Origin of the sequence: Streptomyces sp. NPDC052012, assembly GCF_040689265.1 — a bacterium.
Lineage (GTDB): Bacteria > Actinomycetota > Actinomycetes > Streptomycetales > Streptomycetaceae > Streptomyces.
The window spans coordinates 285,374-307,536 of sequence record NZ_JBFAXA010000006.1 but is presented as its reverse complement, the minus strand read 5'-3'; the positions used below and the strand labels follow the sequence as shown (position 1 = coordinate 307,536).

The window sequence follows — 22,163 nt, the reverse complement described above, 5'->3', positions numbered from 1 at the left end:
GTGCGGGCCGTGGGGGGTGCCGGGTGGCCATGCCTGCGGCGCCGCTGCGGCTTCGGTGGGGGTGCGCGTAGCGCCTACGGGTGGTGGGTGAGTCGGGGCCGGGGCGGTGGTGTCCGTCCTCGGTCTGGCGCGGAATCGGTCACTCAAAGGGGCACTGGCGCGGACGCGCCAGCCGCTGCGGGCGGACACCACCGCCCCGTCCCCTCCCCGCCGCGGGCGGCTGCGGCACGCCTACGGTGCGTGGAGCTTGCCCGCCGTGCGCGGCTGAAGCCACCTCGCTGCGGGCAGTCGTGCCGCTGGGGCGATGGGGGAGGGTGGGCGCAGCGGCGCCCCGTAAGCGCGGGTGAGCGACACCCACCCCGGCCCGCTCCAGCGCGGGGGCTGTCAGCGTCGCGCCGGGGCCGTTGAGCCCCTCACGATCAGGTTCACCGGGATGTCGCCCTGCTCCGGTGTGGCGTTGTCGAGGACCGCCAGGAGTGCCTGCATGCCCCGTTCGCCGAAGAGTTCCGCGTCGAGGCGGACCGTGGTGAGTTCCGGGTCGATCGCTGTGGCGAGGGCCAGGTCGTCGATGCCGGTGATGGAGAGGTCGTCGGGGATGTGCAGGCCCAGGCGGCGGGCCGCCTTGTAGGTGCCGGCCGCCAGCTGGTCGTCGTCGCAGATGACGGCGGTGGGGCGGTGGGCGGCGGACAGGGCCGTCAGGGCGGCGGACTCCGCGCCCCTGATGGAGATGGGGGACCTGGCCGTGCGCAGCGTCGTGCCGGGGATGCCGCCGAGCCGGGTCGCCAGTTCCCGGGCGCGTACCTCGAAGGTCCAGGAGGCGACGTCGGCCGCCAGGTGGAGGATGTCGCGGTGGCCCAGGGTCAGCAGGTGATGGGTGACCTGGCGGACGCCGTCGGCGATGTCGAGGTTGACCGTGGCGGTGCCCGGGCCCCGGGGATCGCTGTCCAGCATGACCAGGGGCAGCTGGTCGCCGCGGATGGCGGTGAGGGCGTCGGCCGCCATGGATGAGGCGATGACGCCGTCCAGGGCGGACTGGGCCGAGGCGAAGGGGTCTCGGGCGGGGCCGATGCCTTCGGGGGAGGGGTAGAGGACCACGCCGAAGCCGTGCTGCGCGGCGACGCGTGCCGCGCCGGTGTAGACGCCGGCGAAGAACTCCGTGGTGAGGGCGGGGACGACCAGCAGGACGGTGCGGGTGCGGCCGAGGCGCAGGTTGCGGGCGGCCAGGTTGGGGCGGTAGCCGAGGGTCGCCGCTGCTTCGCGTACGCGCTGGGCCGTGGCCTGGGAGACCCTGCCCTTCCATTTGTCGCCCAGGACGAGGGAGACCGCGGCCTGGGAGACGCCGGCGGCCTGGGCGACGTCCCGGCTGGTGGGGCGCGTGCTGGCTCGTGGCACCGTCGGGCCGCTCTCTTCCGTATGGACGGGTGGACAGGCGCCATGGTACGTATGGAGCCGGTAGTTATACGTAAAACCCGCGAGTGGAGGGGTCGGCATGGCCACGGGATACCTGGAGATCCTCCGGGCACGGCACGCCACCCGGCTGCTCGTGGGGACGCTGGTCGGGCGGTTGCCGAACGCGACCGCCGCCATCGCGATCGTGCTGTTCGTGCGGGCGGAGGGCGGGTCGTACAGTCTCGCCGGTGCGCTGGCGGCGGTGTACGGGGTGGCCAACGCCGTCGGGCAGCCGGTGCTGGGGCGCCTGGTGGACCTGCGGGGGCAGCCTCGGGTGCAGTTGCCGGCGGCTGTGCTGTCGGGTCTGGCGATGGCCGTCTTCGCGTGGGCGGGGATCGAGCCGCTCGCCGTGGCCTATGCCGCTGTGGCGGCGGCCGGGGTGTTCACGCCGCCTCTGGAGGGCGGGCTGCGGGCGCTGTGGTCCTCGGTGCTGCACCGGGAGGACCAGGTGCACCGGGCGTATGCCATGGACGCGGTGGCGCAGGAGGTGATGTTCACCGTCGGGCCGCTGCTGGTGACCGTGTGTGTGTCCGTGTGGTCGGCGCAGGCCGCGCTGCTGGTGATCAATGTCCTCGGGGTGCTGGGCGCGCTCTCGGTGGTCGTGTCGCCGCCCTCGCGGGCATGGCGGTCGGCGCCGCGGGAGGCGCACTGGCTGGGTGCGCTGCGCTCGCCGGGGCTGCTGGCGCTGCTGGGCGCGTTCCTGTTCGTGGGGATGGCGCTGGGGTCCATCACGGTGGCTTCGGTGCCGTACGCGGACGAGCACGGCGGGGACCATGTGTACGGCTGGCTGATGGCGGGGATCGGGCTCGGTGCGCTCATCGGGGGCATGGCGTACGGGGCGCGGCAGTGGGCCGGTCCGCCCGCGCGGCGACTGCAGGTGCTGGTGGCCCTTCTGGCGGTGTGTTACCTGCCGCTGACGCTGATGCCGGGCGCGGTGGCCATGACATTGCTCACCGTGGTCGCGGGGCTGTTTCTGGCTCCGGCCATCGCCTGTGCGTTCGTGCTGGTCGACCGGCACGCGCCGCGCGGCACGGTGACGGAGGCGTTCTCGTGGCTGGTGACGACGTTCACGGTGGGCGCCTCGGTCGGAACGGGCCTCGCCGGGCCGGTCGTCGAGGCCGGCGGCGCGCTGTGGGGATTCGCGGTTCCGGCCGCCGCGGGTGGCGTGTCGTTGCTGGTTTTGGTCGCCACAGGACGGGTATTGGCAGGTCCCGGTGGGGGAGCCGTTGTTGCCGCCCGTTCGGAAAATGATCCGAACCGTGCCGTCGAACCCCGTTTCAGCTCGGGGGATCGGGCGTAATGTTCCCTCATGGACCGCCGCATTTTCGGGCTGGAGAACGAGTACGGCGTCACGTGCACGTTCAGGGGACAGCGCCGCCTGTCGCCTGACGAGGTGGCGCGGTACCTCTTCCGCCGTGTCGTGTCATGGGGCCGAAGCAGCAATGTCTTTCTGCGGAACGGCGCCCGCCTCTATCTCGACGTGGGGTCACATCCGGAATACGCCACACCCGAATGTGACAACGTGACCGAGCTGGTCACCCACGACAAGGCCGGCGAGCGCATTCTCGAAGGACTCCTGGTGGACGCGGAACGACGCCTGCACGAGGAGGGAATCGCGGGCGACGTCTACCTCTTCAAGAACAACACCGACTCGGCGGGCAACTCCTACGGGTGCCACGAGAACTACCTGGTGGCCCGGCACGGGGAGTTCTCCCGGCTGGCGGACATCCTCATCCCGTTCCTGGTGACGAGGCAGCTGCTGTGCGGTGCGGGCAAGGTGCTGCAGACGCCGCGCGGTGCCGTGTACTGCGTCAGCCAGCGGGCGGAGCACATCTGGGAGGGCGTCTCGTCGGCGACGACCCGCTCCCGGCCGATCATCAACACGCGCGACGAGCCGCACGCGGACGCCGAGCGCTACCGCCGGCTGCATGTCATCGTCGGCGACTCGAACATGTCCGAGACGACCATGCTGCTCAAGGTCGGCGCCACCGACCTGGTGCTGCGCATGATCGAGGCGGGCACGGTGATGCGGGACCTCACCCTGGAGAACCCGATCCGGGCGATCCGCGAGGTCAGCCACGACATCACCGGGCGGCGCAAGGTGCGCCTGGCCAGCGGCCGGGAGGCCTCGGCGCTGGAGGTGCAGCGCGAGTACTACGAGAAGGCGCTGGACTTCTGCGAGCGCCGCGGGATCCGGACGGGGACCGTCGACCAGGTGCTCGAGCTGTGGGGGCGGACGCTGGACGCGATCGAGGCGGAGGACCTCGACCGGATCGACACCGAGATCGACTGGGTCATGAAGTACAAGCTGCTCGAGCGGTACCGGGCCAAGCACAACATGACCATGTCGCATCCGCGGGTCGCGCAGATAGACCTCGCCTACCACGACATCCACCGCCGCCGTGGCCTGTACTACCTGCTCGAGAAGAAGGGACAAGCCGCCCGGATCTGCAACGACTTGAAGATCTTCGAGGGCAAGTCCGTGCCGCCGCAGACCACCAGGGCCCGGCTGCGCGGCGACTTCATCCGCCGCGCCCAGGAGCAGCGCCGGGACTTCACGGTCGACTGGGTGCACCTCAAGCTCAACGACCAGGCGCAGCGGACCGTGTTGTGCAAGGACCCGTTCCGTGCGGTGGACGACCGGGTGGAAAAGCTGATCGCCGGAATGTGAGAAAACCCCGGAACGTCACACGGGCGCCGTACGTTACACCGTGCGGCGCCCTTCTCACTGCGTAGAGTTGCGCGCACGCCATCAACCAAGATCGACGATTACGAGGCCCCCACCGTGCGCCGACGCTCACTCCTCATTGCCGTACCCGCTTCACTGGTCACCCTCGCCGCGTGCGGCGACGACAAGGGCGATTCGAGCAAGGCCAGTGACAGTGCCTCGCCGTCGGCCCCGGAGACGTCCGCCGCGCCCCCGCCGAAGATCGTCGACGGGCCGCTGCCGGCGATCACCGCGGGCACGAAGTTCGACGAGAAGCCGACGGTGGCCAAAGGCAGCGGAGACCCGTCCGAGCAGCTCGCGGTGAAGACGGTCATCGCGGGCAGCGGCAGGACGATCGCGGAGGGCGACTTCGTGGTGGCCCACTACCTGGGCCAGATCTGGGACACCGGCAAGGTGTTCGACAACTCCTACGACCGCAAGACGCGTCTGGCGCTGCCGCTCGCCGAGGGACAGATCATCGACGGCTGGCGCTACGGCCTGACCGGGAAGAAGGCCGGCAGCCGGGTGCAGATGGCCGTCCCGCCCACCTGGGGCTACGGCACGCAGGGCAATCAGCAGGCGGGCATCAAGGGCACCGACACGCTGGTCTTCGTCGTGGACGTGCAGGGCACGTACAACGCCAGGAGCAGCGCCAAGGGCTCCGAGGTCGCCCAGGACAACATCGACCTGCCCAAGGTAGGCGCCAACACCGACGGCAAGGCCCCGTCGATCGAGGTGCCCGACGCGGACGCGCCGAAGGACCTGGTGGCGAACTACGTCATCGAGGGCGACGGCGAGGAGGTCGGCGCCGGGGACAGCGTGCTCGTGCAGTACAAGGGCGTGCTGTGGGACGGCGGCAAGGAGTTCGACTCGACGTACAAGCGGGAGCAGCTCACGTCGTTCTCGCTGCAGCAGGTCGTCAAGGGCTGGGCACAGGGACTGACGGGCAAGAAGGTCGGCAGCCGTGTGCTGATCGTCATCCCGCCGAAGCTGGGCTACGGAGACAACCCTCCGCAGGGCAGCGAGATCAAGAAGGACTCCACACTGGTCTTCTCGGTCGACATCCTCGCGAAGCTCTGACCGGCGTGGGATGCAAGACTGTGCGTGTTCGCCTTTCCGCAGACAAGCAGGAGCGTTAGACGTGAGCATCGACAAGCCCGAGATCGACTTCCCGGGCGGCGAGCCCCCGGCGGACCTCGAGATCAAGGACATCTGGGAGGGCGACGGCGAGGTGGCGAAGGCGGGCCAGACCGTCACCGTGCACTACGTCGGTGTCGCCTTCAGCACGGGCGAGGAGTTCGACGCCAGCTGGAACCGTGGCACCCCCTTCCGTTTCCCGCTGGGCGCCGGCCGGGTCATCAAGGGCTGGGACCAGGGCGTGCAGGGCATGAAGGTCGGCGGCCGCCGCCAGCTGACCATCCCCGCGCACCTCGCGTACGGCAACCAGAGCCCCACCCCGGCGATCAAGCCCGGTGAGACGCTGATCTTCGTGGTGGATCTGCTCGGAGTCTGATCGAAGCCGATCAGCTGGGGCCCATGCCTGGTCGGGCGTGGGCCCTCCGCTTTTGCCGGGCCACCGCGGAGCGGTACGGTCATCGGTCGTAAGCACCATAGGGAGAAGGGCGTCGATGGCCATTGCCAAGGCCGAGCGGCTGATGAACCTGGCGCTGTGTCTGCTCGGGACGCGGCGGCCGCTCAGCAAGCGTGAGCTGCGCGAGTCCATCGAGGCGTACGCCGAGGCCTTCGGCCGGGGAACGAACGCAGCGGGCAGCGACGACTCCTTCAACCGCATGTTCGAGCGCGACAAGGACGATCTGCGCGAACTCGGACTGGTCATCGAGACCGTGGAGAACCTCGACGGCGAGGTCGGCTATCTGGCCCGCCGCGACAGCAACCGGCTGCCGCCCATCACCCTGGACGCCGAGGAGGCCGCCGCGCTGGGGCTCGCCGCGAAGGTGTGGCAGCAGGCCCGGCTGGCCGGCGCGGCCAGCGGTGCCCTGCAGAAGCTGCGCGCCGCCGGACTGCCCGAGGACGTCGACCCGTACGGCGCGCACAGCGCGCTGGAGCCGCGCATCCCCGTGCACGAGGCCGCGTTCGAACCGCTGATGCTGGCCTGCCGCGACCGCCGCCCGGTCGTCTTCGACTACCGCAAGGCGACCGCCGCGCAGCCGGAGCAGCGGCATGTCGAGCCGTGGGCGCTGGAGTGCTGGCGCGGCCACTGGTACCTGGCCGGCTGGGACCGGGACCGGGGCGCCGAGCGGGTCTTCCGGCTCTCCCGGATCACCGGCAAGGTGCGCTCGCGCAGCAGCCGCTTCACCGCCCCCGTGCCCGATGTCGTGACCGTGCGCGAGACGGTGGCGAGCTGGGCGGGGGAGACCGCCGACCGTTCCGCGCGGATCCGGCTGCGGTCCGGCGCCGGGTACCCCCTTCGGGCGAAGGCCACCTCGGTGCGGGAACTCGGCGACGGATGGGACGAGTTGGAGATTCCGTACGGGCACGGCCTGGACGCCTGGCTGGTGGAGTTCGGGCCCGATGTGGTGGTCCTGGAGCCGGCCGAGCTGCGGGCCGACGTGGTGGACCGGCTGCGCGCCGTCGCCAAGGGCTGAGGGGGAGCGGGAAGAGACGTGGCAGGCAAACCGGTCAGGACCGTCAACGCCATCGACCAGACCCGGCGGATGCTGTCCCTGGTGACGTATCTCAGGGAGCGGCCCGGCGCCCGGGTCGAGGACGTGGCGCGCGCCTTCGGCATCACCGAGGACGAGCTGGTCTCCGACCTCGATGTGCTGCCCATGTGCGGCACCAGCTTCCGCGGCGGCGATCTGCTGGACATCGACACCGACGGCGAGCGCATCTGGTGGCACAACCCCGCCGCGCTCGGCGCGGAGGCGGCCGAGCCGCTGCGGCTCGCCGCCGACGAGGCCACCGCGCTGCTGGTCGCTGCCCGTGCGGTGGCCACGCTGCCCGGTCTGCGGGAGAGCGACCGGCAGGCGCTGCTGCGGGCCACCGCGAAGGTGGAGGCCGCGGCCGGCGAGGCGGCCGGGGCCAGCTCCCGCCTTTCGGTGACCTTCGAGTCCGAGGGCGGCGTCTTCGCGGACGTCGACCGGGCCATCGCCGAGCGCCGCCGGTTGTGGATCCGCTACTACTCGCCCGCGCGGGACGAGGTGACGGAGCGCGAGATCGACCCCATCCGCCTGGTCAGCGTCGGCCACACCTACGTCGAGGCGTGGTGCCGCCGCTCCGAGGCGCGCCGCACCTTCCGGCTCGACCGGGTCGCCGAGATCAGGATCCTGGACGAGCCGTCCCAGCCGCCCGAGATCGAGCTGCGGGACCTGTCGGAAGGGCTGGTGCAGCCCGCCGCCGAGGACCCGGAGGTCGTGGTCGAGGTCGGTCCCGGCGGGCGCTGGGTCGCCGAGTACTACCCGCACGACAGCGCCGATGAGCTTGCCGACGGTGGTCTGCGTATCACCCTGCGCACGCCGGATCCGGCCTCGCTGCGGCGGCTGGCGCTGCGGCTCGGGCGCGACGGGCGGATCGTCGAGCCCCACGAGCTCGCCGAGAGCGCCCGGCAGGCCGCCCGCGAGGCCCTGGCGGCCTACGACGGGGTCGAGGCGGCCGGGTGAGGGCCCGTTGAAAGGGCCGCGGGCGAGGGGCGACCGGGGATGCGGGACGCGGGCAGCGGCAGCACGCGGCAGGCAGGACGACAGACAGGAGCGAGGGCTTTGAGCGAGTCGGCGACGTCTGGGGTGCGGGGGATGACGGTGGCGTCCGCGTTCGCCGGGATGCGCAACGTGGCACCGGTGGTCTTCCGGGCGGGCTGCCCGGACTGCCGGGGGCGGTTCGAGCTCGCCGCCAGCGCGCTGCGGCTGGCCATAGGCGCCAGCAGCCGCACCACCTTCTACTCCTTCACCTGCCCCGACTGCGGTGCGGCCGTCCGCAAACCGGCGGGGGAGCGGATCGTGGAACTCCTCACCGGAGGCGGCGTCCGCACCCTGCGGCTGCACTCGGCCCCGTAGGCGGGCCCGGGGCTGTCGTGCCGCGCGGGGCGGCCCGGGACCGTGCCGCGTCGGGCACGGTCTAGGCTCGCCTCATGTTCTGGCCGATGTTCGCGGTTGCTGTGGGTTTTCTGGGACTTCTGGTGCTGGGGGTGTTCGCCGTCCGGGTCTTCGTGGAGGCCGAGCGGCTCGGCAGACAGGTCACCGATTCCGCACGTCGCATCAGCCGTGCCGCGGAGGACCTCGAGCGGGCGGCGGCCGGTGCGGCCCGTTCCGCCGAGGCGCTGTGACGTCCGTACTCGGTATGGCTCGTACCGCTTCGCCCTGTCACCTCGCCGCCGCCGACAGGTACGCTGCTGATCGCGGCCCGGAGAACGAGGCCCGGTCCGCGGACGGGAGTACGTACAGGGGATGCACGGGGATTGCCTCGCGTTCACCCCTGAGAGTTACGATCGCTGCACAACACGATCGATCGGACACCTGTCCGACCGGTCGGACAGCACCCCCACCCCCAGCAGCCTCGGTGAGAAGGTAAAGACTTATGTTCGGAAGGCTCGGAGCCCCCGAGATCATTCTCATCCTCGTCGTCATCATCCTGCTGTTCGGCGCGAAGAAGCTTCCGGACATGGCGCGGTCGCTCGGCAAGTCGGCCCGCATCCTCAAGAGCGAGGCCAAGGCGATGAAGGAGGACAAGTCCTCCGCCCCCGCGGACCCGCCGGCCCCGGGCGAGCAGCCCCCGGCGCAGCGCACCATCCAGGCCGCCCCCGGCGACGTCACCAGCTCCCGCCCGGTGACGGAGCCGACGGACACGACCAAGCGCTGACGCAGGGCCGGTGAACTCCGGCCCGCCGCACGAGATGGGAACGTGGGTTGCTCAAGTCTGCCCGCAAGCAGGAGAAGGATCCCGAGGGGCGGATGCCCCTCGCGGAGCACCTTCGTGAGCTCCGCAACCGGCTCGCGAAGGCACTGGTGGCCATCGTCCTGGTGACGGTCGTCGCGGCCTTCTTCTACAACGACATCATCAACTTCTTCACCGAGCCGATCCTGAAGTCGGTCGGGTGCAAGCAGTCCTTCGAGGAGCTGTCGAAGCTCGGCGAGGACGCCGACCCGTGCGCGCAGATCACCATCAACGGTCTGCTCACGCCGTTCACGCTGGCGCTGAAGGTCTCGCTGATGGCCGGTGTGGTGCTGGCCGCCCCGGTCTGGCTGTACCAGCTGTGGGCCTTCGTCGCCCCGGGTCTGCACCGGCACGAGAAGAAGTACGCGTACGCGTTCGTCGCCACCGGGTTCCCGCTCTTCCTCGGCGGCGCCTTCTTCGCGTACAAGGTGCTGCCGACCACCGCCAAGGTGCTCATCGAGTTCACGCCGTTCGGCGTGGACAACCTGCTGCCGCTGGACGATCTGCTCGACCTGGTCACCCGCATGGTGATCGTCTTCGGCCTCTCCTTCGAGCTGCCGCTGCTGCTGGTGATGCTGAACTTCAGCGGCGCGATCAGCGGCAAGCGGATGCTCGGCTGGTGGCGCGGCATGATCATGGGCATCACGCTGTTCGCGGCCATCGCCACCCCGAGCACCGACCCGCTGACCATGATGGCGCTGGCCGGGCCGATCTGGGTGCTGTACTTCGGCGCGGTCGCCGTGGCCCTGCTCAACGACCGCCGCAGGCGCCGTATCGAGGCCCTGGGGCCCGCCGACGACGAGGCGTCCGAGCTGGATCTCACCCCCGAGGCCATCGATCCGGTGGAACCGGTGGCCACGGTGCCCGAGCAGGCGACCAAGGACCGGGTCAACGGTTATGACGACGTGACCTGACCGGCGCGCCGCAGCTCGTATGGTCCTTGCGTGACCAGCGAGATCACCCTCTTCGTCAACCCCACCGCGGGACGCGGCCGGGGCGCCCGCGCGGCGCTGCCGGCCGCTGCCGCGTTCAGGGCGGCCGGATTCTCCGTGCGGACCGTGCTCGGCGACGATCCCGAGGACGCCCTGGACCGGGCGCGCAAGGCCGTCGACGAGGGCACCGGCGCGTTGATCGCCGTCGGCGGAGACGGCATGGCCCACCTCGCGCTGCAGGCCGTCGTCGGCAGCGGTACGCCGTTCGGCCTGGTCGCCGCGGGCACCGGCAACGACCTCGCCCGTGCCCTCGGCCTGCCGCTGCGGGACCCGGCCGCCGCCGGCCGGATGATCGCCGACGCCCTGAAGTGCGGCCGGGTGCGCGACATCGACCTCGGCCGGGTGGGCGACCGCTGGTTCGGCGCCGTGCTCGCCTCCGGGTTCGACTCCCGGGTCAACGACCGCGGCAACCGGATGCGGATGCCCCTCGGGCGTTTCAGGTACGACCTGGCGATGGTCGCCGAGCTGGCCGCCTTCCGGCCGCTGTCGTACCGGATCACGCTGGACGGCCGCGAGGTCCGCGAGGTCGAGGCGACGCTGGTCGCCGTCGGCAACGGGCCGTCGTACGGCGGTGGCATGCGGATATGCCCGGGCGCCGACCTCACCGACGGGCTGTTCGACATCACGGTGGTCGGCGAGTGCAGCCGGGCCACGCTGCTGCGGGTGTTCCCGAGGGTGTACCGGGGGACGCACGTCGATCACCCCGCGATCACCGTGCTGCGGGCGGCGAGCGTGGAGCTGGTGGCCGAGGACGTGACCGGCTACGCGGACGGCGAGCCGGTGGGCCCGCTGCCGCTGACCGCACGCTGCGTGCCGGGGGCCGTGCGGGTCGTGGGCCCCTGAGCTGCGCGGGCACCGCCCTGCTACGGGACCGATCACGTTAATGATCGTCCTGTTGTCAGTGTGGCCCGGTACGCTCGAAAGCACGATGACTCAGGACCTCTCACCGGCCGAGCGGTACGCGGCAGCACGCAGGCGCGCTGCCGAGCAGGCCACCGCGCTCGCCTCCTTCCGCGAGATGTACGACTTCGGCCTCGACCCCTTCCAGATCGAGGCCTGTCAGGCACTCGAGTCCGGGAAGGGCGTGCTGGTGGCCGCGCCCACCGGCTCCGGCAAGACGATCGTCGGCGAGTTCGCCGTCCACCTCGCCCTGCAGCAGGGCAAGAAGTGCTTCTACACCACGCCCATCAAGGCGCTGTCCAACCAGAAGTACACCGACCTGTGCCGGCGCTACGGCGCGGCGAAGGTCGGCCTGCTCACCGGTGACAACAGCGTCAACTCCGACGCCCCGGTGGTCGTGATGACCACCGAGGTCCTGCGGAACATGCTGTACGCCGGCTCGCAGACGCTCCTCGGCCTCGGCTATGTGGTCATGGACGAGGTGCACTACCTCTCCGACCGGTTCCGCGGTGCCGTCTGGGAGGAAGTGATCATCCACCTCCCCGAGTCGGTGACGCTGGTGTCGCTGTCGGCGACCGTGTCCAACGCGGAGGAGTTCGGCGACTGGCTCGACACCGTCCGCGGCGACACCGAGGTGATCGTCTCCGAGCACCGGCCCGTGCCGCTGTTCCAGCACGTGCTGGCCGGCCGCCGGATATACGACCTGTTCGAGGAGGGGGAGGGGCAGAAGAAGGCCGTCAACCCCGACCTCACGCGCATGGCGCGCATGGAGGCCAGCCGCCCGTCCTTCCAGGACCGCAGACGGGGACGCGCGATGCGCGAGGCCGACCGTGAGCGCGAGCGCAGACAGCGGTCCCGGGTGTGGACACCGAGCCGGCCGGAGGTCATCGAGCGGCTCGACTCCGAGGGTCTGCTGCCCGCGATCACCTTCATCTTCAGCCGCGCCGCCTGCGAGGCCGCCGTCCAGCAGTGCCTGTACGCGGGCCTGAGACTCAACGACGAGGAGGCGCGCGCCGAGGTCCGCGCCCTCGTCGAGGAGCGCACCGCGTCCATCCCGGCCGAGGACCTGCACGTGCTCGGCTACTACGAGTGGCTGGAGGGCCTGGAGCGGGGCATCGCCGCCCATCACGCGGGCATGCTGCCGACCTTCAAGGAGGTCGTCGAGGAGCTGTTCGTCCGCGGACTGGTCAAGGCCGTGTTCGCCACCGAGACCCTCGCCCTCGGCATCAACATGCCCGCCCGCTCGGTGGTGCTGGAGAAGCTCGTCAAGTGGAACGGCGAGCAGCACGCCGACATCACCCCCGGCGAGTACACCCAGCTGACCGGCCGGGCCGGCCGGCGCGGCATCGACGTTGAGGGCCACGCGGTCGTGCTGTGGCAGCGCGGCATGAACCCCGAGCACCTCGCGGGTCTGGCCGGGACGCGCACCTATCCGCTCAGGTCCAGCTTCAAGCCGTCGTACAACATGGCGGTCAACCTGGTCGAGCAGTTCGGCCGGCACCGCTCGCGGGAGCTGCTGGAGACGTCGTTCGCGCAGTTCCAGGCGGACAAGTCGGTCGTCGGCATCTCGCGGCAGGTGCAGCGCAACGAGGAGGGGCTCGAGGGCTACAAGGCCTCCATGACCTGCCATCTCGGCGACTTCGAGGAGTACGCGCGGCTGCGCCGCGAGCTGAAGGACCGGGAGACCGAGCTGGCCCGGCAGGGCGCCGCCCAGCGGCGGGCGGAGGCGGCCGTCGCGCTGGAGAAGCTCAAGCCCGGGGACATCATCCACGTCCCCACCGGCAAGTACGCGGGTCTCGCGCTGGTCCTCGACCCGGGGCTGCCCGCGGGCCGCACCAACGGCCATCGGGGGCTGGAGTACCACGACGGCCCGCGCCCGCTGGTGCTGACCGCCGAGCGGCAGGTCAAGCGGCTCGCGTCGATCGACTTCCCGGTGCCGGTGGAGGCGCTGGAGCGGATGCGGATCCCGAAGTCCTTCAACCCGCGCTCGCCGCAGTCCCGCCGCGACCTGGCCTCGGCGCTGCGCACCAAGGCCGGGCACATCGTGCCCGACCGGCGCGGCAAGCGCCGCTCGCAGGCTGCCGACGACCGGGAGATCGCCCGGCTGCGCAAGGCGATCCGGGCGCATCCGTGCCACGGCTGCGACGACCGCGAGGACCACGCCCGCTGGGCCGAGCGCTATCACCGGCTGCTGCGCGACACCTCGCAGCTGGAGCGGCGGATCGAGGGCCGCACGAACACCATCGCCCGCACCTTCGACAGGATCGTCGCGCTGCTGACCGAGATGGACTATCTGCGCGGCGACGAGGTCACCGAGGACGGCAAGCGGCTCGCGCGGCTCTACGGCGAACTCGACCTGCTGGCCAGCGAATGCCTGCGTGAGGGCGTGTGGGAGGGGCTCGGCCCCGCCGAACTCGCCGCCTGTGTCTCGGCGTTGGTGTACGAGGCGCGGGTCGGCGACGACGCGCTGGCGCCCAAGCTGCCCTCGGGCAAGGCGAAGGCCGCGCTCGGCGAGATGGTCCGTATCTGGGGCCGGCTGGACGCGCTGGAGGAGGAGTTCCGGATCACCCAGACCGAGGGAGTGGGCCAGCGCGAGCCTGACCTCGGCTTCGCCTGGGCGGCCTACATGTGGGCGTCCGGCAAGGGCCTGGACGAGGTGCTGCGCGAGGCGGAGATGCCGGCCGGTGACTTCGTGCGCTGGTGCAAGCAGGTCATCGACGTCCTCGGCCAGATCTCGGCCGCCGCGCCTGCCCGCGAGGGTTCCACGGTCGCGAAGAACGCCCGCAAGGCCGTCGACGGACTGCTGCGCGGGGTGGTGGCCTACTCCTCGGTGGGCTGACCCCCACCCGTCCGCAAGCCCGGCGTGCTCCGTGCGCGCCGGGCTTTCGCGTCCCGTGCGCCCCCACCGCCTCGCATCACCGGCCCTTGTCCCGGGCAGGCTCGATGAGCCGCCACAGGCGACCTTCCTCACCCATTACGGTGAGTGATTTTCGTACGCCCGTACGCGATGACGCACCGTGTTCGAATGGCGGCACGCTGTGTAAATGACCCGAGGGTACTCCTGTCCCGGGTGTCATTTCCGGCACTTGCTGAATATGACACGGCGATGATCCGGTCGGACTAAGCTCGCCCGCAGCGCACCGAGTTGGCATGAATTCGTGCGCTTGTTCCCCAATGTGCCAGTTCCTGTGTGCTAGTCCCCCGACCATCAGCCGATTCGTTTCAGAGGGCCCACATGGCGAGTGTCCAACTTCCTTATGCGCGCGTGCTGTTGCTGCCGGCCATACTGATGGCCGCGGCGACCGGAGCCGCCGTCGCCCTGGTGACGGAGCCCGCCCGGATCGCCGTCGGAGTGTGTGGCGCCGTCGCCACCCTGCTGGTGATCGCCTCGGCGGCCGAGGCGGTGCGCCGTGGCCGGACGCTGCGCGACGCGCGAGCCGAGTACGAGCGTCACCGTGCGTATCTGGAGGCCCGGGTCGCCGCCCACGACACGGAGACACGGCACTTCACCGACGAGGTCGTCCCCGCGGCGCTGCACCACATGCACCGCGGGAACGAGGTCGAGGAGGTGCTGCGGGCCCTGCCCCGGCTCAACCCCGCCTGGCGGAACCTGCCGAAGTACCAGATCGATCTGCTGAAGAAGCTGCTCGAAATCATCGACTATGAGGAGACACTGCGCGACTCCAACCAGCGCTCCTTCGTCAGCATCGCCCGCCGCGTCCAGTCCATCGTCCACCAGCAGGCCGAGGAACTCAGGGAGATGGAGGAGGACCACGGCCGCAACCCCGAGGTCTTCGACGACCTGCTGCGCATCGACCACGGCAACGCGCTGATCGGCCGCCTCGCCGACTCCATCTCCGTCCTCGGCGGCGGGCGCCCCGGACGCCAGTGGCCCCAGCCGGTCGCCCTGTACAGCGTGCTGCGCGGCGCCATGTCCCGCATCCTCGAATACCGGCGCATCGACCTGAAGTCGATCGCCAAGGTCAACGTCAAGGGCATCTCCGTCGAGCCGGTCATCCACGCCGTCGCGGAACTCCTCGACAACGCCACCCGCTACTCGCCGCCCCAGACCAAGGTGCACGTCACCGCGATCGAGGTGCAGACCGGCGTCGCCATCGAGATCGAGGACGCCGGCGTCAACTTCGACGAGAAGGCCCGCGCCCGGCTCGAGGGCCTCCTGGAGCAGGCCATGACCGGCAACGACATCCAGGAGATCGGCGCCAACCCGCGGCTCGGCCTCTCCGTGGTCGGCCGGCTCTGCACCCAGTACAAGATGCAGATCGCTCTGCGGCCCTCCGCCTACGGCGGCGTCCGCGCCGTCCTCGTCGTACCCAAGGACATGCTGACCGACGAGCCCGGCGTCGGCCTCGCCCACGGCATCGGCGCGACCTCGGTGCCCAACCCGGTCGACATGCTCCCCGGCCCCAAGCGCGCACCCAAGAAGCGCCGCCCCACCAGCCCGCGCATCCCCGCCACGGTGCCGATGGAGGACGACGTCCCCGAGGTCACCGAGTGGACCGCGAACGGACTGCCGCAGCGCCGCAGCCGGGTCAAGACCCCGATGCACCAGCGGTACGCCGAACAGGCCGCCGCCGAACGGGAGGAGCGGGAGGCCGCCGCACGCGGCGAGAAGACCATCTGGTCGAGGGCGGAACCCGACCCCGAGCCCGAGCCCGAGAAGAAAGAGGAGAAGCGCGAGCCCGGGCTGTGGGTCGACGCCTTCTGGGAGGGCCTGAAGAAGGGCCTCGAACCGGGCGTCCACCCCACCGACTTCACCCGCAACCCCACCGCTTACCTGCATCTCATCAACGACCCGGCCCGCACCGAGGCCGACGACGAGGGGGACCTCAAGTGATCCGGCAACGAGCCAACTTCGACTGGATGCTCAAGGAACTCGCCGACGGCGCACCCGGCGTCGAGATGGTCGTCGTGCTCTCGGCCGACGGTCTGCGCATCGCCCGCTACGGCGGCGACCCGGACGCCGCCGACCGCGTCGCCGCGGCCTGCGCCGGCGTGCAGAGCCTCGCCGGTGCCGTCGCCCAGGAACTGCCCTACAGCGACGGCGAGATGCAGATGGTGCTCATCGAGCTCAAGGGCGGCTACTTCTATCTGATGGCGGCGGGCGACAACGCCTACCTGGCCGTGCTGTCCGACATGACCTGTGAACCCGGCCGCATGGGCGGCATGATGCGCGACCTCGTCGTCCGTATCGGCGCGCATCTGACGACCCCGCCCCGACGGAACGGGCAGGCCGTATGACTCCTCCGCAACGCCAGAGGCGCACCCCCGAGGAGGATCCTCCTCCCCGGCCGGCCCAGGGCCGGCAGGGTCCGAAGGGCAATCCGGAGCGGATGTACGTCGTCGCCGGTCCGGACGGCGAGCGGGCGGAGCTCGACCTCGTGACGCTGATCGTCGCGCAGTCCCCGGACCCCCCGAGCTCCGCCACCCCCGAGCAGGCGGCGCTGCTCCGGCTCTGTTCCGCCCCCCTGTCCGTGGCCGAACTCTCGGCCTATCTGAACCTGCCGTTCAGCGCGGTGACCGCCCTGCTCACCGAGATGCTGACGGCGGAACTGGTGACGGCCCGCGCCCCGATCGTCCGTCAGGCGCTCCCCGACCGTTCCCTTCTCGAAGCGGTGATGCATGGACTTCAAAGGCTCTGAGACCATCCCGGGCCCACGCACCGAGGACCGGCTGCCGCAGACGGCGCAGGCCGCGGCGAAGATCGTGATCGTGGGCGGGTTCGGGGTCGGCAAGACGACCATGGTCGGGTCGGTCAGCGAGATCAGGCCGCTGACCACCGAGGAGACCATGACGCAGGCCGGGATCGGGGTCGACGACAACTTCGGTTCCGCGTCCAAGACGGCCACGACCGTGGCCATGGACTTCGGCCGCATCCGGATCACCGAGCAGCTGGTGCTGTACCTGTTCGGCACGCCCGGACAGGAACGCTTCTGGTTCCTGTGGAACGGCCTGTTCGAGGGCGCGCTCGGCGCGGTCGTGCTGGTCGACACCCGTCGCCTCGAGGTCAGCTTCGACGTGATGGGCCGGCTGGAGGAACGCGGCGTGCCGTTCGTCGTCGCCGTCAACACCTTCCCGGACGCACCCCGTTACCCCGTCCCCGAGCTGCGCACCGCTCTCGACCTGCCCGATGACGTGCCCATCGTGGAGTGCGACGTGCGGCGCCGCGCCTCCAGCCGGGACGTCCTGATGACCCTCATGCGGTTCCTGCACTCGCTCGCCATGTCGGGCTCGCTCACCTGACCGACGTACCCGCCCCTCCCACACGCCTGCCCCCCCCGATTTCCGGAGCGACCACTGTGACGCCTGAATTCCCCTCCCCGACCGGAACGGACGCCTCCCGGCTCGCCCCGCCCCCCGGCTGCCCCGCGCACGGCCTGGGCCCCGGGGGGCTGCACCGGCTGCACCAGTCGGACGACCTGAAGAAGCTGTACGAGGAGCTGCGGGCCGAACACGGCCCGGTGGCGCCCGTGCTGCTCCACGACGACGTGCCCGTGTGGGTCGTCCTCGGCCACGCCGAGAACCTGCACATGGTGAGCACGCCCGCGGTGTTCTGCCGGGACAGCCGGATCTGGACCCCGCTCAGGGAGGGCATGGTCAAGCCCGATCACCCGCTGATGCCGCACATCGCCTGGCAGCCGATGTGCTCCCACGCCGAGGGCGAGGAACACACCCGGCTGCGCGGCGCGATCGACTCCGCCGTCGCGACCCTCAACTTCCGCACCCTGCGCCGCCACATCAACCGCAGCACGCAGCGGATCGTCAACACCTTCTGCGAGGTGGGCGAGGCCGAACTCGTCAGCCAGTACGCCGAGCATCTGCCGATGGCCGTGATGTGCCAGATCCTCGGCATGCCGGACGAGTACAACGACCGGATCGTGCAGGCGGCGCGCGACATGCTCCGGGGCACCGAGACCGCCATCGCCAGCAACGCCTACATCATGGACGCGCTCGGCCGGCTCACCGCCCAGCGCCGGGCCCAACCCGAGGGGGACTTCGCCAGCCACCTGATCACCCACCCGGCCGGGCTGACCGACGACGAGGTCAGGGAGCACCTGAGGGTGGTGCTCATCGCCGCCTACGAGGCCACCGCCAACCTGCTGGCCAATGTGCTGCGCACGGTGCTGATCGACCCGCGCTTCCGGGCGCAGCTCAACGGCGGGCAGATGACGGTGCCGCAGGCGGTGGAGCAGCTCCTGTGGGACGAACCCCCGTTCAGCACGATCTTCGCCTACTTCGCCAAGCAGGACACCGAACTCGGAGGGCAGCGCATCCGCAAGGGCGACGGTCTGCTGCTCGCACCCCTTCCGGCGAACGTGGACCCCAGGGTCCGCCCCGATCCGACCGCCGACATGATGGGCAACCGCTCCCACCTGGCCTTCAGCGGCGGCCCGCACGAGTGCCCCGGCCAGGACATCGGACGTGTCATCGCCGAGATCGGAGTGGACGCGCTGCTGATGCGGCTGCCCGATGTCGAACTCAGCATCGACGAGGAAGAGCTGCGCTACACCGAGTCCATCGCCTCACGTCACCTCGTGGAGCTTCCGGTCTACTTCACGCCCCGCGATCAGCAGGACGTGAACGAGCAGCCGAACCATGACAGCAAGCCCGACAGGGCGTCGACCGACTGGCACATCGGTGCGCCGGATCCGTTCGCGCCGGCGTCCCGCCCGTCGTCGGCGCGGGCCGGGCAGCCGGACGTCCTCGCCGGGCGGACATCGCCGGCCGGCCGGCCGTCGGTCACCGAACAGCAGTCGGTGGCCCCGTCGCAGCCTCCGGTCACCGCGCAGCCGCCTCTCGTCCCGCCGCCGCCCCAGCAGCCCGCCGAACCGACTCGTCGGCTGGACGTGTGGCAGCGCTTCCTGCGCTGGTGGCGCGGCGGCTACTGACCGGCCGCCCAGTCCTCGTACGAGGCCCACGCCGCGAGCACCCGGCCGCTGCGGAAGCGGTGCTCCACGCCCGTCACCGGGTCGGTGAACTCCAGCGTCCGCGCCAGCAGTTGCAGCGGGCGCCGGAAGTCACCGGCCGGGACGGGGGCGGTCACCTCCGGATACAGGGGATCGCCGAGGATGGGCACGCCCAGGGCGGTCATGTGCACCCGCAGCTGATGGGTCTGGCCGGTGTGCGGCACCAGCCGGTACCGGCCGAGACCGTCCGCGCGGTGCTCGAGCAGTTCGATGTCGCTCACGGCATTCGGCTCACCGTCGACCTCACGGGCGGCCAGTACGCCGCGTTCCTTCACGATCCTGCTGCGCACGGTCCTGGGGAGGGCCAGTGCCGGATCGTGCGGGGCGACGGCCTCGTACTCCTTGCGGACGCGGCGGTCGCGGAACAGCGTCTGGTAGGCGCCGCGCTCCTCGGGGCGGACGGTGAACAGCACCAGTCCCGCGGTGAGCCGGTCGAGGCGGTGCGCGGGGCCCAGCGCGGGGATGCCGAGATCCCTGCGCAGGCGGGCGAGCGCGGTCTCGGCGACATGGCGACCGCGCGGGGTGGTGGCCAGGAAGTGGGGTTTGTCGACGACGACGATGTGCTCGTCCCGGTGGACGATCTCCAGCGGGAACGGCACCGGCACCTCGGCGGGCAGCTCCCGGTGGAACCACACGAACAGCCCCGGCTCGTAGGGCGCGTCCGCCGGTACGGGCCGTCCGTCGGCGCCGACGATCAGCCCGGCGTCGAACATCGCGTCGATGACCCCGGGTCCGGCCGCCAGCCGCTCCACCAGATGCGCCCGCACCGTCCCCCACTGCCCGCCCGCGGGCAACCGCACCCGCACAGGGTCCACCCCGTCGCGCTGCGGCAGGGGAGAGGGCGGAACGGGTCGCTTGCGTCTCACGGGGGCCAAGGGTACGAGGCGGGTGCCGGTCAGGGCTCGGGGGTGTCCGGGCCCTCGTGCCGCACCGCCTGCTTCACGCGCGTCTCGATCTCGTGGCGTGGGGTGTTCTCCTGGCGGGCGTACTCGCTCACCGCCACCTGGGCGTCGCGGGCGAGGTCGCGCCAGGCGCGCCAGGCCGTCTCCCAGGTGGCGGTCTGGTGTTCGCTCCACTTGGTCTGGGTGGGCGGGCCGTAGGTCTCCTGCAGCTGGCGTACGCGGGCGTGCGCCTCGTCCGCTGCGCGCTGCTTGGCGACGAGTTCGTCGAAGGTGTGTGCCACGCGCCCGGATCCTGGGGCAGTGCCGCGTGCCGGGCCGTCTCGCCACGCCGCCGCAGGCCGGCGCGGAGTCGTGGTTCACCCGGGCGGCGCCGCGGGCGGGCGCCAGAAGGCTCAGCCGGCCGGTGTCCCCGTGTGCGTCGGGGCCTGCTCCTGCTCCGCCTCGATCCGTGCGTTCCACTCCCGCTTGGAGGCCTGCCAGCCGTCCTCGTTGTGGCCCAGCCGCCAGTAGCCGGAGATCGACAGGTCCTCGCGCGGAATCTGCCGGTCGACCCGCAGCAGCCGGCGCAGCTCCTTCACGAAGTGCGCCTCGCCGTGCACGAAGGCGTGCACCCGGCCCTCGGGGAAGTCGAGGCCCCGCACGGCCGCCACGAGCGCTTCACCGACGGGACGGCTCCCGCGGTGCAGCCAGGTGACCTCCACGTCGGAGTCGATCTTCTGCTCCTCCTGCGGTCCGTCGACCTCGATGAAGGCGTAGGCCCTGGCGCCGCGGGGCAGCGCCTCCAGGGAGCGGGCGATCGCGGGCAGCGCGCTCTCGTCGCCGACGAGCAGATGCCAGTCGGCGTCCGGGGCGGGCGCGTAGGCGCCGCCGGGTCCCAGGAACCGCACGGTCTCGCCCGGCCGGGCGCGCAGCGCCCACGGGCCGGCCAGCCCCTCGTCGCCGTGGAGGACGAAGTCGAGGGTGAGCTCGCGGTGTTCGGGGTCCCACTGGCGCACGGTGTACGTCCGGGTCACCGGCCACTGGTCGCGGGGGAACTCCTCACGGATCCGCTCCATGTCGAAGGGTTCCGGGTAGGTCACGCCGGCGGCGGGGAACAGCAGCTTCACATAGTGGTCGGTGCAGGTGTCGGCCGCGAAGCCGGCGAGACCCTCGCCGCCCAGCACCACGCGCTGCATGTGCGGGGTCAGCCGCTCGGTGCGGACGACCTGCGCGGAGTGCGGCCTGCGCGGACGGCGTCCCGGTCGTTCTGCCATGAGGGCCTCCCTGGTGTTTGGTTAGGTTTACCTAAGTTAGCACCTCGCCCCAGTGAACACCTCCGACGGGAGACCATCCATCCGCCCTCAGCGGGCGAGTGTCGTCAGCAGCCGCCGCAGTGAGCCCCCGAGCCCCCAGCGGGCCGCCAGCTCCTCCACCGCCGCCGGGTCGCGCGGGGCGCGGGGCAGCGCCGTGTCGACGTCCGGCAGCGGCACGTCGTCCGCCACTCTGACGACCTTCGGCGCCACCGCGAGATACGGCCGCGCCTCGGTCAGCCGCTTGCGCTGCGTCGGCGTCAGCCTGGCCTGCCGGTCGTCCACGGCCGCGAGGATCCCGGCCAGATCGCCGAACTCGGCGAGCAGCTTGGCCGCCGTCTTCTCACCGATGCCCGGCACGCCCGGCAGCCCGTCGCTCGGGTCGCCGCGCAGCAGCGCCAGATCCGCGTACCCGCTGCCGTCCACCCCATACTTCGCGCGCAGCGCGGCCTCGTCGGTGACCTGCAGCGTCCCCACGCCCTTCAGGGGATACAGCACCCGCACCCCGCGGGCGTCGTCCACCAGCTGGTACAGATCCCGGTCGCCGGTGACGATGTCGACCGGGCCCTTCGCCCGCGCGGTGAACGTGCCGATCACGTCGTCCGCCTCGTACTCGGCGACGCCCACCCGCGCGATGCCGATCGCGTCCAGAATCGCCTCGATGACCGGCACCTGCGGCGAGAGCGTGTCGGGCACCTCCTCCTCGTCCGGACCGAGCTCGTGCTCCTCGGCGACCCGGTGCGCCTTGTACGACGGGATCAGCTCCACCCGCCAGTGCGGGCGCCAGTCGGCGTCCATGCAGGCCACCAGATGGTCCGGCCGGTGGTCCTGCACCAGCCGGTCGATGAAGTCGAGCAGCCCGCGCACGGCGTTCACCGGCGTGCCGTCCGGGGCCCGCACGGACTCCGGGACGCCGAAGTAGGCGCGGAAGTAGAGGGAGGCGGTGTCGAGGAGCATCAGTCGTCCGGTCACGCTCCGCATCATGCCGCACGCCACCGACAACGCCCGGCACCTTTCAGCCCTCGATGTGCGCAGCTCAGCCCTCGATG

At 71.2% G+C, this 22,163-nt stretch carries 22 protein-coding genes; 17 read left to right on the top strand and 5 right to left on the bottom strand.

Features of this window, described 5'->3' with window-relative positions:
• Positions 1 to 384: 384 nt before the first annotated feature.
• Positions 385 to 1,392: a LacI family DNA-binding transcriptional regulator gene (locus tag AB0412_RS14745; RefSeq protein WP_366402931.1), complete on the bottom strand. Its 1,008-nt coding sequence runs from the start codon at positions 1,390 to 1,392 to the stop codon at positions 385 to 387.
• A gap of 97 nt (positions 1,393 to 1,489) precedes the next feature.
• On the opposite strand from AB0412_RS14745, the gene AB0412_RS14740 reads away from it, so the two are divergent.
• From AB0412_RS14740 to AB0412_RS14660, 17 genes are all read left to right on the top strand, one after another.
• Positions 1,490 to 2,749, top strand: coding sequence for an MFS transporter (locus AB0412_RS14740; RefSeq protein WP_366402930.1), 1,260 nt, complete (start codon positions 1,490 to 1,492; stop codon positions 2,747 to 2,749).
• 9 nt (positions 2,750 to 2,758) lie between these two features.
• On the top strand, positions 2,759 to 4,120 hold the full coding sequence (gene pafA, locus AB0412_RS14735) for a Pup--protein ligase (RefSeq protein ID WP_366402929.1): 1,362 nt from the start codon (positions 2,759 to 2,761) through the stop codon (positions 4,118 to 4,120).
• Positions 4,121 to 4,234: 114 nt separating this feature from the next.
• The gene (locus AB0412_RS14730; protein WP_366402928.1) at positions 4,235 to 5,236 is read left to right on the top strand and encodes an FKBP-type peptidyl-prolyl cis-trans isomerase; all 1,002 of its coding nucleotides are present in this window, start codon (positions 4,235 to 4,237) and stop codon (positions 5,234 to 5,236) included.
• 61 nt (positions 5,237 to 5,297) lie between these two features.
• Positions 5,298 to 5,669: an FKBP-type peptidyl-prolyl cis-trans isomerase gene (locus tag AB0412_RS14725; protein WP_260826026.1), complete on the top strand. Its 372-nt coding sequence runs from the start codon at positions 5,298 to 5,300 to the stop codon at positions 5,667 to 5,669.
• 115 nt (positions 5,670 to 5,784) lie between these two features.
• On the top strand, positions 5,785 to 6,762 hold the full coding sequence (locus AB0412_RS14720; RefSeq protein ID WP_366402927.1) for a WYL domain-containing protein: 978 nt from the start codon (positions 5,785 to 5,787) through the stop codon (positions 6,760 to 6,762).
• An 18-nt stretch (positions 6,763 to 6,780) separates the two neighbouring features.
• Positions 6,781 to 7,776 carry a WYL domain-containing protein gene (locus AB0412_RS14715; RefSeq protein ID WP_366402926.1) on the top strand — a complete coding sequence of 332 codons (996 nt, stop codon included), beginning with the start codon at positions 6,781 to 6,783 and terminating at the stop codon, positions 7,774 to 7,776.
• A 99-nt stretch (positions 7,777 to 7,875) separates the two neighbouring features.
• On the top strand, positions 7,876 to 8,169 hold the full coding sequence (locus AB0412_RS14710) for a hypothetical protein (RefSeq protein WP_366402925.1): 294 nt from the start codon (positions 7,876 to 7,878) through the stop codon (positions 8,167 to 8,169).
• 74 nt (positions 8,170 to 8,243) lie between these two features.
• The gene (locus AB0412_RS14705) at positions 8,244 to 8,438 is read left to right on the top strand and encodes a hypothetical protein (RefSeq protein WP_366402924.1); all 195 of its coding nucleotides are present in this window, start codon (positions 8,244 to 8,246) and stop codon (positions 8,436 to 8,438) included.
• 251 nt (positions 8,439 to 8,689) lie between these two features.
• Positions 8,690 to 8,971: a Sec-independent protein translocase subunit TatA gene (tatA, locus tag AB0412_RS14700; RefSeq protein WP_366402923.1), complete on the top strand. Its 282-nt coding sequence runs from the start codon at positions 8,690 to 8,692 to the stop codon at positions 8,969 to 8,971.
• Between the two features lie 47 nt (positions 8,972 to 9,018).
• On the top strand, positions 9,019 to 9,960 hold the full coding sequence (gene tatC, locus AB0412_RS14695; protein WP_366402922.1) for a twin-arginine translocase subunit TatC: 942 nt from the start codon (positions 9,019 to 9,021) through the stop codon (positions 9,958 to 9,960).
• Between the two features lie 30 nt (positions 9,961 to 9,990).
• A complete protein-coding gene (locus tag AB0412_RS14690) occupies positions 9,991 to 10,881 on the top strand; it encodes a diacylglycerol kinase (RefSeq protein ID WP_366402921.1) in 891 nt (296 codons plus the stop codon).
• A 40-nt stretch (positions 10,882 to 10,921) separates the two neighbouring features.
• Positions 10,922 to 13,777, top strand: a complete 2,856-nt coding sequence (locus AB0412_RS14685; RefSeq protein ID WP_366402920.1) for a DEAD/DEAH box helicase — start codon at positions 10,922 to 10,924, stop codon at positions 13,775 to 13,777.
• Positions 13,778 to 14,173: 396 nt separating this feature from the next.
• Entirely contained in the window at positions 14,174 to 15,793 is a 1,620-nt protein-coding gene (locus tag AB0412_RS14680; protein ID WP_366402919.1) for an ATP-binding protein, read from the top strand.
• Entirely contained in the window at positions 15,790 to 16,197 is a 408-nt protein-coding gene (locus tag AB0412_RS14675) for a roadblock/LC7 domain-containing protein (protein ID WP_366402918.1), read from the top strand. Before AB0412_RS14680 ends, AB0412_RS14675 begins: the two co-directional genes overlap by 4 nt.
• Complete coding sequence (locus AB0412_RS14670; RefSeq protein ID WP_366402917.1) at positions 16,194 to 16,598, top strand: DUF742 domain-containing protein; 405 nt, start codon at positions 16,194 to 16,196, stop codon at positions 16,596 to 16,598. The genes AB0412_RS14675 and AB0412_RS14670 overlap by 4 nt, the downstream gene beginning before the upstream one ends.
• Positions 16,579 to 17,199, top strand: coding sequence for an ATP/GTP-binding protein (locus tag AB0412_RS14665; protein WP_366402916.1), 621 nt, complete (start codon positions 16,579 to 16,581; stop codon positions 17,197 to 17,199). Before AB0412_RS14670 ends, AB0412_RS14665 begins: the two co-directional genes overlap by 20 nt.
• 56 nt (positions 17,200 to 17,255) lie before the next feature.
• On the top strand, positions 17,256 to 18,845 hold the full coding sequence (locus tag AB0412_RS14660) for a cytochrome P450 (protein WP_366402915.1): 1,590 nt from the start codon (positions 17,256 to 17,258) through the stop codon (positions 18,843 to 18,845).
• Here AB0412_RS14660 and AB0412_RS14655 read toward each other — a convergent pair.
• From AB0412_RS14655 to AB0412_RS14640, 4 genes are all read right to left on the bottom strand, one after another.
• Complete coding sequence (locus AB0412_RS14655; RefSeq protein WP_366402914.1) at positions 18,839 to 19,789, bottom strand: RluA family pseudouridine synthase; 951 nt, start codon at positions 19,787 to 19,789, stop codon at positions 18,839 to 18,841. The genes AB0412_RS14660 and AB0412_RS14655 overlap by 7 nt on opposite strands.
• A gap of 29 nt (positions 19,790 to 19,818) precedes the next feature.
• The gene (locus AB0412_RS14650) at positions 19,819 to 20,106 is read right to left on the bottom strand and encodes a hypothetical protein (protein WP_366402913.1); all 288 of its coding nucleotides are present in this window, start codon (positions 20,104 to 20,106) and stop codon (positions 19,819 to 19,821) included.
• A gap of 111 nt (positions 20,107 to 20,217) precedes the next feature.
• Entirely contained in the window at positions 20,218 to 21,078 is an 861-nt protein-coding gene (locus AB0412_RS14645) for a siderophore-interacting protein (RefSeq protein ID WP_366402912.1), read from the bottom strand.
• Between the two features lie 87 nt (positions 21,079 to 21,165).
• On the bottom strand, positions 21,166 to 22,071 hold the full coding sequence (locus AB0412_RS14640; RefSeq protein WP_366402941.1) for a 5'-3' exonuclease: 906 nt from the start codon (positions 22,069 to 22,071) through the stop codon (positions 21,166 to 21,168).
• Between the last annotated feature and the right edge of the window lie 92 nt (positions 22,072 to 22,163).